Source organism: Treponema maltophilum ATCC 51939 (assembly GCF_000413055.1).
Classification (GTDB): domain Bacteria; phylum Spirochaetota; class Spirochaetia; order Treponematales; family Treponemataceae; genus Treponema_C; species Treponema_C maltophilum.
The window spans coordinates 2,224,041-2,242,563 of record NZ_KE332518.1 but is presented as its reverse complement, the minus strand read 5'-3'; the positions used below and the strand labels follow the sequence as shown (position 1 = coordinate 2,242,563).

The window sequence follows — 18,523 nt, the reverse complement described above, 5'->3', positions numbered from 1 at the left end:
TATGCGTACAACAAAAAACAACAAAACGGCCGCAGTCTTTGCCGCCGCTTCGGTCGGCACGCTTTTTGCCGCCCTTCTTTTGCTTTCGTGCGGAAACCGTTCCGGAGCAGCCGGCGCCGGTCCCGCGCGGAACGGAGCTGCGCAAAACGCCGAGCCTGAAACCGTGTACGCGGTAAGCGTGTATAAGGCGGGCGAGGGCGTTTTGGACGATTATCTCGAATTCGGCGGCGACATTGCCGCTTCTTCAAGCGTGGATATCCTGCCCGATACGGCCGGCAAAGTGTCCCGCGTGTACGTGAGTGTCGGCGATTATATCGAAAAAGACGGGATTATTGCCGATATAGACGCGTCGCGCGCGGGCATGAATTATACGACAAACCGCGTAAAAGCGCCGATAAGCGGAACGCTTACCTCCTTTACGCCTTCGGTCGGCAGTACGGTTGCCCCGTCCGTTCCCATGGGGCAAATCAGCAACACCGCAACGCTCGAAGTAAAGACCGCGGTTCCGGAACGCTTTGTGTCGCGCGTCGCGCTCGGGCAAAGGGCGGAGCTGCTGTTCGACGCGTGGCCGGGCAAAACCTTCGGCGCCTTTGTAACGCAGATAAGCCCCGTTCTTGACACAAGCACGCGCACGATGCCGGTAAAACTGCAAATATCGCCGGCGGATTCGCGCGTAAAAGTGGGCATGTATGCGCGCGTAAAACTCATAACCGATAAAAAAAAGGGCATCGTCGTTCCGTATTCGGCACTTATAAACCGCGGCGGACAAACGCGCGTGTGTGTTGTCGGCAGCGACAACAAGGTAACGCTTAAAACGGTGGAAGCCGGCATTCGCGTCGACGATTGGGTCGAGCTGTTGTCCGGCGTGGATGCGGGCGATTCGGTTGTCGTAAAAGGGCAATCGCTTTTGGACGAAGGTTCCGCCGTAAATATCGTACACACGGGTGAAGGCGGTGTGCAATGACGCTTTCGAAGCTCGCCGTCGGTAAACCGACAACCGTTTTGCTTATAAGCATTATTTTAACCGCGCTCGGCATCTATTCGGCCCTAAAACTGCCGATAGACTTGTATCCGGATATGGAGCTTCCGTATATGATCGTTTCGTCTTCTTACCCGAACGCGGGCCCCGAAGAAGTGGAACGATCTTTGACGCGTCCGCTTGAAAGCGCCGTATCGAGCGTAACCGGCTTAAAAAATTTCAGTTCAACCAGCTCGTTCGGTTCAAGCCTCATAATGATCGAACTGAATTACGGAACGAATTTGGATATCGCCGCAAACGAAATACGCGACCGCCTTGAGCTCGTAAAAAATGCGCTCCCTGCGGATGCGACCTCACCGACGATAATAAAATCCGATCCTTCAATAATACCCATAATGTCGCTTGTCGTAACCGGAAACCGCACGCCCGAAGAACTGCACCGCTATGCGATCGACATTATTCAGCCGCGCTTGGAACAGGTTGACGGCGTCGCTTCGGCAAGCGTAAGCGGCGGGCGTGAACGGGCAATCAGAATAGAAATTCCGCGCGACCGTTTGGAAGCCTATTCGCTGACAATCGGCCAAGTGGTTCAAATGCTCGGAACGCAAAACGTGCAAACCGGTGGCGGACGCATCACCGAAGGCGATTTGAACTATACGGTTATGACTTCCGGCCAATATGCTTCCCTCGACGATATACGCAACACGGTTATTTCATATAAAACGACCGATACTTCCGCCGGAACCGTTCCCGAACTGCGTACCGTCCGCGTCCGCGATATTGCCGACGTATACGACGGTTTTAAACCGGAAACGTCTTTGGCGTATATGAACGGCGTTCCGTCGGTTATGCTCACGGTGCAAAAACAAAGCGGAAAAAATTCCGTCCAAACGACGCATCGCGTGCGCGAACAAATGAAGACCATAGAAAAGATGCTGCCTGCCGACGTTGAAATCGTCGAAACGATGAACACTTCGGATATTATCGAATCTTCAATAAGCCAAGTGCGCAATTCGGCCATACAGGGCGCCCTGCTCGCGGTTTTGGTGCTGTTTTTGTTTTTGCGCAGTTTAAAGAGTACCGCTATCATCGGCATTACGATTCCCGTTTCTCTCATCGTAACATTGGGCGTTATGTATTTTATGGGCTTTACGCTCAACCTTATGACGCTTTCCGGTCTTGCACTCGGCGTCGGTATGCTTGTGGATAACTCGATTGTTATCCTCGAAAATATTTACAGCTACCGGGAACGCGGCGCAAAGGCCGTTCCTGCGGCGGTTTTGGGTTCTCAGGAAATGATAACCGCCATTACCGCAAGTACGCTCACTACGATCTGTGTTTTTTTGCCCCTCGTTATGTATTCGAGCGAACTGGGCGTTCTCGCGCAAATATTCAACAGTTTGACGTTTACGATCGTCATTTCCCTGCTGTGCAGTTTGCTTGTTGCGATTGTGCTGGTGCCGGTTTTGGCTTCCAAATATTTAAAGCTTGAACGCGGCAATGCGAACAGGCTCGGCCCGCTGTCCTTTATTGACGGCGCTCTTGCCGGATTTTTTACGAACATGGACAACGCCTATGCGAATACGGTTACAAAAGTACTCAAACACAAGGCGCTGTTTTTAATCGTGCTTGCCGGTCTTTTTGTCGGAAGCGTTATTATGATTCCTATTGTCGGCTTTGTGTTTATGCCGACTCAAACCGGCGACTCCGTTGCGATCAAGCTTGAAATGCCCAAAGGTACCCGCCTTGAAGCCACCGAAAGCGTTGTCCGCCAAATGGAAGAAATCGCGATGCGCGAACTTAAGGGCGTAAAAACGACAACCGTTTCGGTCGGAGGCAGCGATTTTTTCGGTTTTCAGGTGGCTCAAGCCAATTCGGCTACGTTGAATATAAAACTTTCGCCTTTTGCCGAACGCAAACCGGGCGACGATACCGATATAACGGCAAAAGAAAAAATGCGCGCATATTTTAACCGTTTTCCCGGCGCGGTGTTTTCGTTCCAAACGAACAATTCGATGAGCGTTTCAGGCGGCGGTGTGGACGTCATCATTTCCAGCGACGACTTGGATAAAGCGCGCACGACGGCAAACGCTATTGTCGCGCTGTTAAACGAAAAAGCGACCGACTATATAAACGAGCCCGCAAGCGACTTGCAGGACGGACTTCCCCGCCTGAATATCCGCGTAAACCGCGAAAAAATGTACAACTTGGGCTTAAATATCTACAGCGTTTCGAACGAAATAAAAGCGAACGTCAACGGGCAAACCGCGGGCCGCTATTCGACCGGCGGCGAAGAAGTCGACATTTTGGTTACGCTGAACGAAAAAGACCGCGAAAAACGCAGCGATTTGGAAAGCATTTTCGTTACGAATGCGAACGGCAAACGCATCCCCTTGGCGAGCTTTGCCGAATGGGAAGAAGGAACATCCCCCGTTTCGATAAACCGCGAAAATCAGCGGCGCACGATTCACGTAAAAGCCCAGCCCGTGTTCGGCAAACCCATTACCGAAGTGCAGCGTGTCGTGGAACGGGTTATCCTTGAGAACATCCCCGCCGATGACAGCGTGCGTATAACCTACGGGGGCGATTACAAAGAACTTATGAACGCGCTGAAGCAACTGGCGATTATTATCTTTATGGCCGTTATTCTCGTGTTCGCCGTTATGGCAAGTCAATTCGAATCGTTTTCGGATCCTTTTATCATCATCTTTACGATTCCGTTGTCGCTGATCGGCATCGTGGCTTTGTACTTGATTTGTCGTTCCGTGTTCAACGCGCTCACGGCCGTCGGTTTGCTGATTTTGGTCGGCGTTATTGTAAACAACGGTATCGTACTCGTCGATTATACGAACCTTTTGCGCAAGCGCGGCTTGGCTTTGGAAGAAGCGTGCGTTGAAGCGGCGCGGAGCCGTCTGCGCCCCATTTTGATGACGACGCTTACGACGGTGTTCGGTCTTATTCCTATGGCGTTCGGAGCCGGCGAGGGCGCCGAAATGGTGCAGCCCATCGGACAAACCGTGTTGGGCGGCTTGAGCTTCGGAACGCTTATGACGCTTTTTTTGATGCCGGTTTTGTATTATATTTTTAACGGCAGACGCGAAAAACGGCTGGCAAAAAAATTGGCGCGCAAACAGCAAAAAATGAGCGCCGATTTGGCAACGAATAGCGGAGAAGCGCAATGAAACGCATGGAAATAATACTGAATCAATCGATCGAAGAAGATTTTTCCGAAGCGTGCCGGCTGCAAAGCGTCGGTGCGCACTTTACGAAAATTCCGTCGGTGCAGGGGAACGGCTTTTCCGGTCCCAAAAAGGGGGACGGCGTGTGGCCCCAGCTTAACGCTTGCTTTGTAATTTACTGCAGCGACGCCGAATGCAAAAAAATTGCGGCGATTGTAAACCTTTTGCGCAAAACCTACCCGAAAGAAGGCATCGCGTGTTTTGTTGCGCCGGAAGACTTTAACGCGGTGTAGCGTACAGCATCAAAGTCAAAATACGTAACATGCAAAAAACGAGGATTTTCGGTTTACGGCAGGCGAAATCCGTTGTATAATACATGCAATAGGAGGAACCTGTATGAAAAAACATTGGTCCGTAATTGCCGCTCTGGCGGCGGTTTTTATGCTCTTCGGCTGCGCGACGACTGTGCGCAGAACGGCGGGTGCGGAGTACTATTTAACCGTTTTGCACACAAACGATCACCACGGAACGACGCTTTCCAAAGACGGGAAAGCCGGCCTTGCCGAACGTGCAACCTTTATAAAACAAGTGCGCGCGCAGGACAAAAACGTGCTGGTGCTCGACGCGGGCGATCTGAATATCGGAACGGCTCTGTCCAATATGTTCGACGCCGAACCCGATATTATGGCGTACAATAAAATCGGCTACGATGCCGTTGCCCTGGGCAACCACGAATTCGACAGTACGCTTGCAAAGCTCGAAAAACAAATCGGCTGGTCGAAATTCCCGTGGATTTCCGCAAACATAAAAAAAGGCGGACGCTATCTGGTAAAGCCGTACATTATTAAAGAATACGAGGGCTTCCGTGTCGGTGTTATCGGTCTTACGACGCTGCGCACAAAGGTTATCGCAAGCCCCGACAAAAGCCTGACCTTTATCGACGAAACCGACGCCGCCCGCAAAATGGTGGACGAACTTAAAAACAAAAAGAAGTGCGACCTCATCATCGTGGTAGGACACGTCGGCAACATACAGGAATCCGAAGATCATACGACATCGCTCGCGATTGCCGAAAAAGTTCCCGGAATCGATATCTTTATCGACGGACATTCCCATTCCAAATTCGAAAAACCCGAACGCGTCGGCGGCACTTATATCGTGTCCGCCAACGAATGGGGAAAATTCATGGGCAAAGGCCGCGTAACGATTAAAGACGGCAAAATGACCGCTTTCGATTGGACGCCCGTCGAAATTACGAGCGCGGCTTTCCCGCCCGATCCGGAAATCCTCGAGCTCATTCGCCCGTATAAAGAAAAAGCCGATGCCAGCTTAAAAGAAGTCGTTATGAAAACTTCGGCCGAATTCGAGTTCGGCAACAGGCTCAGCCGCAAAAAAGAAATCGCGCTCGGAGATTTGGTCAGCGATGCGCAAATCGCCTACTGTGCTTCCATCGGCGTTAAGGCGGACTTTGCGTTAACGAACGGCGGCAACATCCGCACGAACCTGCCCGAAGGCAATGTTACGCGCGAAAATATTTTAACCGTTCTTCCGTTTGAAAACTATGTGTACGTTGTAACCTTAAAAGGTTCGGACGTTATAAAACTTTTCGATTTTATTGCAACGATTCCGCAGGGTGCAGGTGCTTTTGCGCAGGTTTCCAAGGAAGCGCGCTTTACGCTGAATTACAACACGGGCAAGGTCGAAAACCTTACTATCGGCGGTAAACCGATCGATCCTGCGCGCACGTATAAAATTGCGACAAACGATTATCTTGCAAAAGGCGGCGACGGCTACGAAGTATTTAAATCGGCAACTGAAATATTCAATACGTCGATGCTTTTGAGCGACGTGGTTATCAACTACGTACAAAAACTGCCGCAGCCGATTGCACCTCAAACCGACGGCCGCATACAAATTATCGGCGGTATGGCGCTGTAAAGTTTATCGCAGCTCTAAGCGACCGATGTGCGGTTCGGCGCTCGGGGCTGTCCGAAAACTTCGGTTTTCGGACAGCCCCTTAATTTAATATGCTTTTTATTGCCGGCATAATGCGGAACAATCCGCATCAAAAATTGCAATGAAGGCTTACGGTTTTTCCGGCAGCGATTCCGCTTTTTTTAAGCTGCGCTCTATGGCGCGTGAACGCACTCCCGCCCGTTCCAATTCCTGTCCGGCTTGGTCTATTTTTTCGCGCGTTTTTTCGAGCATACCGCCGAAAGCTTCAAATTCGCTGCGGACGGTACTCAACAGGCGCCACACTTCGCTGCTGCGTTTTTCGACCGCCAAAGAATGAAAGCCCATTTGCAGGCTGTTTAAAAAGGCGGAGATTGTCGTGGGGCCGGCGATCGTAACGCGGTATTCGCGCTGAATTTCTTCAAACAAACCGGAAATGCGCAGCACTTCGGCGTATAAGCCTTCGAAGGGCAAAAACATAACGGCAAATTCGGTTGTATTGGGCGGATCGATATATTTTTCGGCGATGGTTTTTGCCGACAGTTTTACGCGCTTTGCAAGGGCGGCCGTATGAGTTTCGGCGGCGGCATTGTCGCCCGCATCGTAGGCTGCGCGCAAACGCTCATAATCTGCCGTGGGGAATTTCGCGTCGATCGGCAGCCAAATAAAATCGCCGCCTCCCGGAATGTCCTTGTTTTTTGAAGGAATTTTAACCGCAAATTCGACCATGTCGGCGCTGCCGCGCTTCGTTTTAACGTTGCGGCCGTATTGGGCGTCCGTTAAAAGCTGGCGCAAAATATTTTCAAGCTGAAATTCGCCGAGCACGCCCTTTGTTTTTGCGTTCGACAGCACTTTTTGCAAATCGCCGACACCCGCGGCAAGCGCGTTCATTTCGCCCAAGCCCTTTTGTACTTGTTCGAGCTGGGCGCTCACAAGCTTAAACGATTGCCCCAAGCGCGTTTCGAGCGTGCGCTGAAGTTTTTCGTCGACCGTTGCACGCATTTTTTCAAGCTGGGCCGCGTTGTCCGAGCGGATCGCCTGCAATGCCGCATTCAGTTCCTGCCGGCTTACGGTAAATTCCTGCCGGTTGTCGCGCATTACCGTGTGAATCTGTTCCTGCAGCGATTTAAAACGGTTTTCTACAACGGCGGCAAAACCGTTCAGCGAACGTGAAAGTTCTTCCCGGTTTTCGCGCGCTGTTTTTGCCGCCGCATCGGAAGGGTTGCGCAGCAGCAAAATAAGAATTGCGGCGAGCTGAAGGATAATCAGCGCCAGACACAGCATTTCCGTCAAAGAAATCATGTGCGGTCGGTTATCCGTAAGTGCAGTTCTTTCAGCTGCTTTTCGTCGACTTCGCTCGGGCAGTCGTCCATCGGACTTACGGCAAAGGTGTTTTTGGGGAAGGCGATAACTTCTTTTATCGACGATTCTTTGCACATAAGCATAACGAGGCGGTCCAAACCGGGAGCAATGCCGCCGTGAGGAGGGGCGCCGTAGGTAAAGGCTTCGGTTAAAAAGCCGAATTTTTTTTGACCTTCTTCTTCGTTAAAACCGACGATTTTGAATATGCGCTTTTGTAAGTCCGGATCGTGAATACGGATGGACCCTGATGCAAGTTCGTAGCCGTTCAGCACCAAATCGTATAAATCGCCTTTAACGCTTGCAGGATCGCTTTCCAGCGTTGCGTGGTATTTTTCCTGCGGCATGCTGAACATGTGGTGCGCCGCGTCCCATTTGTGTTCGTCTTCGTTCCACTCAAAAAGCGGAAAGTCGATAATCCACGCAAAGGCAAATTCATCGGGATTCGCAAGGCAAAGGTCTTTTCCCAATTTGGAGCGGACGGCACCCAGCGCGGTGCACGCGATTTTATAGTTTGAATCGGCGCACAGCAAAATAAGGTCGCCCGCTTTTGCACTCAGTTTTTCGGTAATTTCCTTTGACTTTCCTTCAAAGAATTTGGAAATACCGCCTTCAAGTTCGCCCGAAGAGGCGACTTTCATCCACGCAAGACCTTTGGCTTTGTAGATTTTGGCGATGCTTTCAAGTTCTTCTATTTTTTTTCGGCTGTACGCTTCGGCCTGTCCGGGAACCGTGAGCGCCTTTATCGCGCCCGAAGGAAGGGCGTCTTTAAACGCTTGAAAGCTGCCCGAAGCGGCCATAAAAGAAGCGTCGGTCATTTTCAAGCCGAAGCGCAAATCGGGTTTGTCGGTACCGTACAAATCGATTGCGTCGTCGTAGGCAATGCGCGTAAAATGCTCGGGAAGAGCAATGTTCAGCGTTTCTTTGAACACGGTTTGCATCATGCCCTCGGTAACGTTCAGCACATCGTCGCGCGACACAAAGCTCATTTCCATATCGATTTGCGTAAATTCGGGCTGGCGGTCGCCGCGCGCATCTTCGTCGCGGTAACAGCGCGCTATTTGAAAATAGCGGTCAAAACCCGAAACCATCAAAAGCTGTTTGTACAGCTGCGGCGATTGCGGCAGCGCGTAAAACTTTCCCGGATACAAACGCGACGGTACCAAATAGTCGCGCGCGCCTTCCGGCGTCGATTTAATAAAGGTGGGCGTTTCAAGCTCGTAAAATCCGTGCGAAGCAAGATAGTTGCGTACCGAAAGGGCGACTTTATGGCGCAGCGCCAGATGGTGCTGCATTTGTTCGCGGCGCAAATCCAAATAGCGGTATTTTAAGCGCAAATCTTCGTTCGGAATAACGGGCGTTCCGTCTTTTTGCACTTCGTCGATCATAAAAGGCAATACCGCGCTTTTTGAAAGCACGACAAGCGTGCGCGCGACAACTTCGATTTCGCCGGTGCCCATATCGGCGTTGACCATGGAATCGGGGCGCGCTCTGACCTCCCCTTCAACGGCAATGCAGAATTCCATGCGCAAATCTTTTGCACATGCTCGCAGTTGTTCGGAAGAATCGGCATCGACGACAACCTGCGTTATGCCGTACCGGTCGCGTAAATTGATAAAGGTAATGCCGCCGTGTTCGCGGATGCGGTGAATCCACCCGTTTAATATAACCGTACTGCCGGCGTCTTTTTTGCGTAAATCGCCGCAGGTACGGGTGCGTTTGAATGTTTCCATAATGCAATATCATAGCGGGAATTACGCCGATATGCAAGCCGTGCGTGTTGACATTCGCTTCGATGCGTACGATAATGAAAGCGGCAACGCAAAGGCAAAGATTATGGCAAAATTTCAGCGGAAAACGGCGGAAGAACGCAAGGACGAAATACGGCGCGGTGCGGTGCAAACGTTTTTAAAAAAAGGTTACCGTAATACGACGATGGAAGATATTGTCGCTTCAACAACGCTTTCAAAGGGCGGCGTGTACCGGTATTTTAAAAGCACAAAAGAAATCATGCTGTCGCTTATGCACGAGGGCAATATTTTGTCCCGCGAGCGGCTCCGCGTTCTGTTCGATAAAGCCGAGGAAAACGCCGATGTGTGTGCACTTTTTTCGCAAGCCGTTATAGAAAAGCTGTTTGCCGAAAATCCTTTAAAACGCCTGTATTTAATGTTCGTAACCGAAATCGTCTACGATGCCGAATTCGAAAAAGAATGGCAAAAACTCAACGCCGATTTTTATCCGATTTTGCGCGCGGATTTTCTTGAATGGAAAAACGAAAAGCCCGATCTGGCCGACGCATTTTTGAATTTGCTGGAAAAGCTCGATTTGGATTTTTTGGGCGCCTTAGTAAACGCGCTTTTAATGCAGTACGAATTATTTTCGGACAAACGCGTTTTGCGCTCGAAAAAAGATTTTTTGTACGGCATTTTTTACGATTACTGCAAAGACCGCATAAAACGATGAATACGCAATCTTCCGAAACCAAAATGCATGAAAGCCTGTGCATTGCGCTCATACTCGCTTTGATGGGCGGCTTTTTGGACGCATATACCTATATTTTAAAAAACGGCGTTTTTGCAAATGCGCAAACCGGCAATTTGGTTCTTTTGTCGATTTCCGTTTTTACGGGACAGGTCGGCTCGGTGCCCAAATATCTTTTGCCGATTGTCTTTTTTTCGTTCGGCATAGTGCTTTCGGAATGCATAAAATCGACCGCGTGTATAAAATCCGAATTGAACAAAATTCGCTTTGCGCTCGTCTTTAAAGCGGTTCTATTGATTATGATAGGCTTGACTTCTCCCGTTACGGCCGACTTGTTTACCACTTGTTCCGTTTCTTTTTTGGCCGCAATTCAAGTCGGCATATTCAACAAGCTTAAAGGCTCGGCTGTTGCGACCACGATGATTACGGGAAATTTAAAATCGGCCATGCAAAGTCTGCACTTGTTTGTGCATAAAAACGATCACGCGGCGGGAAAAATGTGCGTGCGCTACCTTTCCGTTATCGTTTTTTTCGGAGCGGGAGCAAGCGCGGGCGCTTTTTTAACCCGCGTTTTTCGGGACAATTCCATTTATTTTTGTCTGATTTTTCTTTTTGCGGCCTATGCGATATTGACTATAGACGAAAAAAGGGCGCTCCGATAAAACCGATACAAATCCGGCCGCATCGGATTTTTATCCGGGTATTTTGCTTGATTCGCGAATTTTCAATTCAAAGTCAAGCATAAGATTGCGGGCAGGCAAATAAGGATTTTCAATCCGCGTAAGCATTGTGTGTATGATAACTTCCGCCAAGTCTTTACAGGGCTGCGCCACCGTTGTAAGCGGTACGGGAAAATAACGTGCGGCTTCAATGTCGTCAAAACCGCTGAGCCGAACGTCTTTCGGGATTTTGATATCGGCATCCGACAAAGCTTTTATAAACTTCATTGCGGTATTGTCGTTTGCGCAAATAATATTTTGAGCGCCGTTTTGTATAAGCGGTAAAAGCTCTTTTGATGAAAAATTCCGAATGTCGTGTACCCATGTTTTGTGCGGCGTTATTCCGCTGTCTAAAAGCGCTTGCCGATATCCTTTAATGCGCTGCGGTACGGTTTGCGCCATAAAGGGCTGGCATAAAAAATCTACTCGTTTTGCCCCTTGTTCGATAAAATGAAGCGCCGAAACATACCCCGCCCTGAAGTTATCGATTCCGACAAGGTCGTATTTGCTTCGAAGCGGGAATTCATGATACTCGCCGTCAACCAAAACGATCGGAATATTGCACTTTTCTATTTTGCTTATGATCTTTTTATTTATCGAAAAACAATTACGGGTAAGTTCCACCGGGGCAAACAAAATACCGTCGACGTTTTGTTCGATATAAAAATCTATCATTTGTTCCGTCTGAGTTCCGGTTATATTTGCTCCGTTAAATTGACCGCCCCATATAAGAGAAAAATTAAGGGTTTCGGACAGTTTTGCGATTCCTTCCGTAATCGGGCGGAAAATTTCACTTAATCCGATTAGGGGAAAGACAAGCCCTATCGTCTTTTTTTTCTTTTTATCCGCTGCGGGATCCCGTAAAAAAGTTCCGATTCCGCTTTTTCTGTATGCTTTCCCTTCCCGCACAAAAATATTAATGGCCTTGGCAACCGTAGGACGTGAAACGGCTAAGGTTTCGGCTATTTCAATTTCGGAAGGAATTTGCTCACCGGCAAGAAGTTGTCCGTTGTTAAATAAATGCGAAAGATATTGATAAACTTTTTTTGTTTTGGGTGAAAGTTTATTTTCCGTCATCGTTCAAAGCCTTTATTTTTTGTACCGCTTGATTATAGTCGGAAAAATCACCTAATGCCATGCCCGCATTGATGGCCGCCCCGAATGCGCCTTCTTCATCGCGCGGTGTTTTTTGTACGGGAAGACCGAACAGTTTTTCGCAGCAGTTTTGCACAAAAGGATGCTTGTTGAAAAAACTTCCGGAACCGTACAGTTGAACGATATTCTTTCGAATCTCCTGCGGAAAAAGATTAAAAAAATCTTTAAGTTCGTTGATGATTCCCAAAACAAGGCCGGCGGTTATGTTTTGCGGCAGAAAGTTGTACTCGTCGATTCCTTCTATAAGCGCTTTGGCATCGGGGGCGGTACGCGTTCCGCAAAAGCTTGTTTTAATTGCAGGTATATTCGGGATACCGAGGGGATTTATTTCATCGAGTCTTTTGTACACATTGCAGTTTTCTTCGGTTTCTTTTCCGCACAGCCATTTTATTGTTGCACTGAAAAAACGTTTTAAAAGTGCATATGCGTATCCGCCGCACAACGAAGCACCCGATAAAATATAACCCTTTTTGGGGAAGGGGCGTGTTTCCACCCCTTCAATGTGTACCGGTTTTTCGCTGTAACAGGTAATTTGTCCGCTGGTGCCTAAGCTGATTACCGCGTTCGAATACAAATCGGTAATCGCCCCCAAAAAGCTCGCCTGATTATCCCCTATCGCCGTAACGACCGGGACGTTTCGGTATGTTCCGATAATAGCGTCCGACTCAACGATGTCCGGCAATAAAGCGGGATCGATGCCGGCTGAACGCAGTTTTCCGCAAGTATAGTTTTTTTCGCCTAAAAAAACGGCTCCGAAGCTTTCGGCAAGCGTGATGTCAGAAACGGGCTCTTTGTTTCCGGCAAGTTTCATCGCAACGTAATCGCCTATAGAACAGATTTTATGCGCATGTGCGGGAACTTCGCCGCAAGAGCGCAGGGTATAATGCGTTGCAAGACCGTAGCCGGGAGGACAGGTTTTTCCCAACTTTTGTTCCAATTCTTTGTAGTAGGGTATGCCGGATTTTTCGCACTTCAGCGCCGAGCGCCGGTACTGCCATGTGTATAGGGGCGAAAGGGCGTTGCCGCTTTTATCGGTGTATACGATTCCGTGCATTTGCGTTGAAATTGCGATAGCGCCGATTTTCCCGTCGTGTTCGGCAAATACGGAATCTATTAAGTTTTTTGCCGCCGCATAAATCGTATCGACATTCTGCTTTTTGTCCCACGCTTCTTTTGCGTCGATGTGAGCGCCGTTCGGACACGTTTTTATCTTTTTTATGTGCCAATCGGCACTTTCAACCGCAGTACAGCACAGAGAAGTCGTTCCCAAATCGATACCGATGTATATCATTATTTTACAATTAAGCCTCGAATATTTTTATCGGAATTAAGATATACGGCAAAGATCACGATTGTACCGAAAACAATCTGCTGCCAAAAAGCGTCTACCGCAATGACATTTAAGCCGTTTTCAATAATCATAACGAGGAACACTCCCAATACCGTTCTTAAAACGCTTCCTCTTCCTCCGGTTAAAGGCGTGCCGCCTAAAGCAACCGCAGCCATTGCCGTTAAGGTTAAAGGGTTGCCGATGGTCGGCAAACTGCTTTTTAATATGAGCGTATAAAAAATGCCTGCAAGAGCGGCGCCTACACCCGAAAAAACAAAGGGGAACAGCGTTGCTTTTATAATATTGATTCCGGCAATCCGTGCGGCGCGCTGGTTGGCGCCTGCGGCATAAATCGATTTTCCCAGCGGCGTTTTTGTTTGCACAAGATAAAATAGTGCAAGAAAAACGAGGGCAAGAACAAACAAAAACGGAATAATTCCCCATGAGATTTTTGCCCAGCGGATAAGTCCCCATTTTTCAATGGGAATGCCTTCGGGACGCCCCTTCGATATCAAAAGCGCTACGCAGTTCCATATATTCATCGTACACAGGGTAACAATAAAAGAAGGGATTTTCAGCTTTGTAAACAATATGCCGTTGAGTAAGCCGCATGCTATGCCGAAAAGCAGTACCAGCGGAATAATTGCGTTGCCGAATTTTGCAATCCACAATCCCGTAAAAACGCATGAGCAGGAACATATGGCGCCTACCGACAAGTCAACCGAACCTATCAATAACACAAAGGTAACGCCCGTTGCAACAACCAACAGCGGGGCCGAATCGGTTAAAATATTTTTTATGTTGAGCGGCCCCAAAAAACTGGGTTTGAGCAGGGTAAACAGCAATATCATAAAAACGATGGATATCGTACTGAAAAGGTTCATCACCGTGCTTTTTTTTATTAAACTCATAGAACTTTCCTTATTTTCCTTACATCATAAACCGAACGATATCGACTTGTTCCGGTTTGTTGTGTGCGCCGGCGTCGAATTCCTGCGTTACGATGCCGTCTTTCATAACCAATAATCGGTTGCTCATTCCGATGCATTCGTCGAGCGTGTCCCCGAGCATAATAACCGCAACACCTTTGTCGGCTATATCTCTAATCAAATCGTAAATCTCTTCCTTTGCACCGACATCGACACCGCGCGTGGGATGATCCAAAATAATGATGTCGGCTTCGCTTGCGATGACACGCGCAAAAACGACTTTTTGTGCATTGCCGCCGCTTAAGGTTTCGGCGTTTTCAAAAACGGACGCACATTTTATGCCGAGTTTTTGAACCCATTCCTGCGCATGAGCGATTTGCAGTTTTTTTGAGATAAGCGAATGCTTCATTACGGGGCGGAAATTCGAAAGGCTGATGTTTTCGATGATGCTGCGGATGCCGAGAATTCCTTCTTCGCGCCGTTCTTTCGGAATCGATAAAATTCCCTTTTTTAACGCGTCGGCAGGGGATTTAAAACGCTGCAAAACTCCGTGCAGCAAGATTTCTCCTTCGGAAAAATCTTCATCACCTAAAATAACCGAACAGACGCTTTCTTTTCCGGAGCCGACAACACCGCACATGCCCAAGATTTCGCCTTTGTGCAGTTTAAAGTTGACGTCTTTAAACGCCCCCTTTTGGCCGAGATTTTTAACTTCAAGTACAACTTCTTTGTCCGGCGTTTTTTGCCGATTGATTTTAAAGTATTCTTCGCTTGTCGAGCGGCCGACCATTTTTTCCTGAAGCAGTTTTTCGGTTGCTTCGGCTTTGTTTACTTCGGCAACCTTTGCCCCGTCTTTAAAAACGTAAATCCGGTCGCTTATGGCGATAACTTCGTTTAAGCGGTGCGAAACGAAAATAACGGAATTGCCCGCCGCCTTTAAAAGCTCGATTTTTTTGAACAGTTTTTCTATTTCGGTTTCGCTTAAGACGGAAGTCGGCTCGTCCAACAATATGAGCGTTCCGTTTTTTTTATATTCCTGTACGATATTAAAAACCTTATCTATTTCGACCATTTGACGCGCGGCAAAATCCAGTGCCGAAATTTTTACCGTCGGGTCGATGTTTTCTTCGCTTAAAATACTTTTGGCGTCGGCATACAGTGCCTTCCAATTTATAAGGCCGAATTTTTTGTATTTTTTTTCGCGGCCGAGAAAGATGTTTTGTCCCGCAGTAAGGTTTTTTATTAACGATTGTTCTTGAAAAACCATACCGACACCCTGTTTGTTCGCCTGTACGGGATTGGCGCATGTATAGGGCGCGCCGTTCATTTTCATTTTTCCCGATGTGGCTTCTTCAACTCCGGCGATTAGTTTGAGTAAGGTGGATTTACCTGCGCCGTTTTCGCCGATCAATCCGAGCACTTCGCCCTTTTTTACATACAGGTCGATATCGTTCAATACGCTTGTGTTTCCGTATTTTTTGCCCACGCCAGATACTTCAAATAATATGTTTTCTTCCATAACAAAGCCTTATTACTTTATAATAATTTTTCTGCCGCGAACGACGGTCAGAGAAACCGCCGCGATAATCAATATGCCTTGTACTGCCGACTGCACATACGGATTGATGCCCTGTAAAATCATAGCCGATTGAATGACAACTACGATAAGAACTCCGACTAAGGATTGCAAAACGCCGCCTTTTCCGCCCCATAACGCGGTTCCTCCGACGGCAACCGCCGTAATGGTCGTAAAAAGATAGCCGGTGCCTATGGTAACTTCGCCCCGGTTTAAACGCAAAACACCGAAAAGGCCTGCAATACTGGAACAAAAAGCGCTCCACGTAAACACTAAAATTTTTGTTTTATCGACATTTATCCCCGTCGTGCGCAAAACGGCTTCGTTTTCGCCTATGGCGAAAATATGGCGGCCGAAAGCGGTGTATTCCTGAATTACAAAAGCTGCGGCAAAAATCACAAAAGAAAACCATGTTAAATACGGAATGCCTAAAAGGCTTCCTTGGGCAATATATTCAAATGCGGGATCCCGTATGGAAGCGGGACGTCCCATATAGGTTAAAACGCCGAATCCGGTCATTACGCTTGCCATGCCGAATGTTACCATAAAAGAGGGAATTTTAAGCTTCACATGCAGTACGCCGGTTAAAGTGCCTACCAGCGATCCGACGCACAGAGCTATGGCGACTCCGAGCAAACCGAGATTTATGGAATTCTTTGAATTCATAACGAGCATTGCGATAAAAGAGCCCACAAATCCCATAACCCCTTCAACGGAAAGGTCTATGCTGCCTAAAATAATAACAAAGGTTAAGCCGACGGAAAGCACCAGCGGAGTGGCTATTTGGTACAAAATACTGATAAAATTATTATACGTAAAAAAACCGTCTACGCATACGGACACGGCTATAACTAAAATAACAAAAATGATAAAGGGAGCCGTATTGATAATTCTGTTCTTTTTTCGCTCTTCGATTATTTTTAATTTAAACTCTTCGGCAACTGTTGAAGCGCCGTTTGTAACGGTATTCACCGCCTTCCTCCTTACCGAGTTAGGAACTGCCGCAAAAACGTTCCTTAAATGTTTGATTTTTGCGGCAGCTCGTTTCCAAATCCCCGTTGTCTTATTTTTTTATTTTGAATGTTCCCGCAATCGGATAATCCAAATTGTTAAAATCGTAAGACGGTTTGCCCGACATAAAATTCTTTCTGAATTGCGCTACGTTGTTTTTATCCACAAATTCCGCCTTTGTCGTAAACAGTCTTTTTTCGACCGGCATCTTGGCGGGGTTGATTTTACCGGTGTACGCCGCATATGCCAAAGCGGTCATATAGCCGCCCTGCAGGTAACCGTTGTTTGCAACCGTGCACACCATATCGCCGGCTTCGATCGCTTCAATAGCTTCGGGAATGCCGTCAACGCCGACAACCTTTACTTTGCCGTTTAAGCCTTTGGCTTTTAAAGCTTGCAGAGTGCCCAATGCCATGCCGTCGTTTGCACACCATATACCGTCTATATCGGTATATTTTGAAAGCCACGTTTCAACTATCGTTAACGCTTTTTGAGGATTCCAATCCGCAACTTGAGTATCGAGCAGAGTAACGCCGGGATTTTCCGCCAATGCGTTTTTTAAGCCCTGATACCGTTCAACGGCCGAATCGTTTCCGAGCTGTCCTTGGAGCGCCAAAATTTTGCCTTTGCCGGGTGTTTTAAATTCTTTAAACATAGCCTTTGCAATATTGTACCCCTGCGCAACGCCGTCTACCGTTGAGTGAGCAACGTAGTATTTATACGTTGTCGGGTCGAGACCCTTGGCCAAGTGCCACACGCTTACCCAGTAAACGCCGGCTTCTTCGCACAATTCGGCAATTGCCGCGGTGTTCGGGGCATTGCTCGGATCGACGTACAAAATCGAGTTTTTGCCGTGAGCGGCGATAAAAGCTTTTATACCGCTTAACTGTTTGGCATCGTCTCCGTCGCAGGTAAGTACCTGTACTTCCGCGCTTCCCGCCGGCAAAGAAGCGGCAAAGAGTTTGCCGCCTTCGGCTTCTTCGTTCCAATAAGCGTTATCCGTGGAATGGATGCACATTGCTATTGCAACGGGTTTGGTTTTTGCTCCCGAGGCATCTTTTTGTCCGTTTGCGAACAAAATGCTTGATATAATGCAAGCAACCGAAATACACACCGAAATTTTTTTCATAGTTCCTCCTAAAAAGGCTGCAGAATTTCAATAAACTGCAGTGTTCTGATTTTGATATTTATTTTACACCCGTTTTTTTAGCTTGTCAAATTTTTTTGTATGCTTTTTGTAATTTTTTCCGCATGTTTATTTGTATTTTTTTCGCTATTGCGGTACTATGATCCGTACCTATGTTCAATCCGTATGTTATTATCGAATGGCTTTCTTATGTATGTTTGATTGCGCTGTTTGTAAGCAGGTCGTTTCGAAAGCGAAGGCTTTTAAAGCGCGCGGGGAATTGCCTGCTGCCGCTTGCGCGCAAAAACACGCTTGTGCCGTACGCGGGGATTTTTATCGTTTCCGCCTGTATGCTTGCCGTTCTGGGTTTGCGCAGTTTTGATTTTATCATAGCGCTTGTTTTACGCATAACGGCCGTTCTTGCCGCCGAACTTGCCGTGCGCGACGCGGTGTGCAAAGATGCGGCGGGCGTATATGAAAACATGCTCATAGCCGGCGGCAAAACAATTCCGAAAACCGGTATTGTGCGGTTGTGTGATGTCGATTCGGCTTGCAGCGGCGAAGGACAAGAGGCGGACGGCACGCGGAACACGACGCTTGTTTTACAAACCGATACGGCCGGCCCTCTGCAAACGGCGGTTGTGAGTTTTGACAACGGCACCGAGTGCTCCGGCGCAAAACGCATTATACAAAAATGGCTTGCAGAGAAGGCGCCGAAGCGTTAAT

At 48.1% G+C, this 18,523-nt stretch carries 15 protein-coding genes; 7 read left to right on the top strand and 8 right to left on the bottom strand.

What is annotated here, in order from left to right:
* The first annotated feature begins 1 nt into the window (after position 1).
* From HMPREF9194_RS10360 to HMPREF9194_RS10345, 4 genes are all read left to right on the top strand, one after another.
* Positions 2-964: an efflux RND transporter periplasmic adaptor subunit gene (locus HMPREF9194_RS10360; RefSeq protein ID WP_016526327.1), complete on the top strand. Its 963-nt coding sequence runs from the start codon at positions 2-4 to the stop codon at positions 962-964.
* Entirely contained in the window at positions 961-4,161 is a 3,201-nt protein-coding gene (locus HMPREF9194_RS10355) for an efflux RND transporter permease subunit (RefSeq protein WP_016526326.1), read from the top strand. Before HMPREF9194_RS10360 ends, HMPREF9194_RS10355 begins: the two co-directional genes overlap by 4 nt.
* Complete coding sequence (locus HMPREF9194_RS10350) at positions 4,158-4,451, top strand: PG0541 family transporter-associated protein (RefSeq protein WP_016526325.1); 294 nt, start codon at positions 4,158-4,160, stop codon at positions 4,449-4,451. The genes HMPREF9194_RS10355 and HMPREF9194_RS10350 overlap by 4 nt, the downstream gene beginning before the upstream one ends.
* 103 nt (positions 4,452-4,554) lie before the next feature.
* Positions 4,555-6,096: a bifunctional metallophosphatase/5'-nucleotidase gene (locus HMPREF9194_RS10345; protein WP_016526324.1), complete on the top strand. Its 1,542-nt coding sequence runs from the start codon at positions 4,555-4,557 to the stop codon at positions 6,094-6,096.
* A 147-nt stretch (positions 6,097-6,243) separates the two neighbouring features.
* Here the strand turns inward: HMPREF9194_RS10345 and HMPREF9194_RS10340 are convergent, their stop codons facing one another.
* Both HMPREF9194_RS10340 and aspS read right to left on the bottom strand, forming a co-directional pair.
* Positions 6,244-7,413 carry a DNA recombination protein RmuC gene (locus HMPREF9194_RS10340; RefSeq protein WP_016526323.1) on the bottom strand — a complete coding sequence of 390 codons (1,170 nt, stop codon included), beginning with the start codon at positions 7,411-7,413 and terminating at the stop codon, positions 6,244-6,246.
* Positions 7,410-9,203: an aspartate--tRNA ligase gene (gene aspS / locus HMPREF9194_RS10335; protein ID WP_016526322.1), complete on the bottom strand. Its 1,794-nt coding sequence runs from the start codon at positions 9,201-9,203 to the stop codon at positions 7,410-7,412. The genes HMPREF9194_RS10340 and aspS overlap by 4 nt, the downstream gene beginning before the upstream one ends.
* Position 9,204: 1 nt before the next feature.
* On the opposite strand from aspS, the gene HMPREF9194_RS11985 reads away from it, so the two are divergent.
* The gene (locus HMPREF9194_RS11985) at positions 9,205-9,933 is read left to right on the top strand and encodes a TetR/AcrR family transcriptional regulator (RefSeq protein ID WP_051127893.1); all 729 of its coding nucleotides are present in this window, start codon (positions 9,205-9,207) and stop codon (positions 9,931-9,933) included.
* On the top strand, positions 9,930-10,613 hold the full coding sequence (locus tag HMPREF9194_RS10325) for a YoaK family protein (protein ID WP_016526320.1): 684 nt from the start codon (positions 9,930-9,932) through the stop codon (positions 10,611-10,613). Before HMPREF9194_RS11985 ends, HMPREF9194_RS10325 begins: the two co-directional genes overlap by 4 nt.
* A gap of 30 nt (positions 10,614-10,643) precedes the next feature.
* On the opposite strand, the gene HMPREF9194_RS10320 is transcribed toward HMPREF9194_RS10325, so the two are convergent.
* From HMPREF9194_RS10320 to HMPREF9194_RS10295, 6 genes are all read right to left on the bottom strand, one after another.
* Positions 10,644-11,747 (bottom strand): LacI family DNA-binding transcriptional regulator, encoded by a 1,104-nt coding sequence (locus tag HMPREF9194_RS10320; RefSeq protein ID WP_016526319.1) that lies wholly within the window; start codon positions 11,745-11,747, stop codon positions 10,644-10,646.
* Positions 11,734-13,116: a sedoheptulokinase gene (locus HMPREF9194_RS10315; protein WP_016526318.1), complete on the bottom strand. Its 1,383-nt coding sequence runs from the start codon at positions 13,114-13,116 to the stop codon at positions 11,734-11,736. Before HMPREF9194_RS10315 ends, HMPREF9194_RS10320 begins: the two co-directional genes overlap by 14 nt.
* Entirely contained in the window at positions 13,116-14,066 is a 951-nt protein-coding gene (locus HMPREF9194_RS10310) for an ABC transporter permease (RefSeq protein ID WP_016526317.1), read from the bottom strand. Before HMPREF9194_RS10310 ends, HMPREF9194_RS10315 begins: the two co-directional genes overlap by 1 nt.
* A gap of 19 nt (positions 14,067-14,085) precedes the next feature.
* Positions 14,086-15,603: a sugar ABC transporter ATP-binding protein gene (locus HMPREF9194_RS10305; protein WP_016526316.1), complete on the bottom strand. Its 1,518-nt coding sequence runs from the start codon at positions 15,601-15,603 to the stop codon at positions 14,086-14,088.
* A gap of 12 nt (positions 15,604-15,615) precedes the next feature.
* Positions 15,616-16,632 (bottom strand): ABC transporter permease, encoded by a 1,017-nt coding sequence (locus tag HMPREF9194_RS10300; RefSeq protein WP_016526315.1) that lies wholly within the window; start codon positions 16,630-16,632, stop codon positions 15,616-15,618.
* 91 nt (positions 16,633-16,723) lie between these two features.
* Complete coding sequence (locus HMPREF9194_RS10295; protein ID WP_016526314.1) at positions 16,724-17,800, bottom strand: sugar ABC transporter substrate-binding protein; 1,077 nt, start codon at positions 17,798-17,800, stop codon at positions 16,724-16,726.
* A gap of 170 nt (positions 17,801-17,970) precedes the next feature.
* On the opposite strand from HMPREF9194_RS10295, the gene HMPREF9194_RS10290 reads away from it, so the two are divergent.
* A complete protein-coding gene (locus HMPREF9194_RS10290; RefSeq protein WP_016526313.1) occupies positions 17,971-18,522 on the top strand; it encodes a hypothetical protein in 552 nt (183 codons plus the stop codon).
* Position 18,523: the final 1 nt, after the last annotated feature.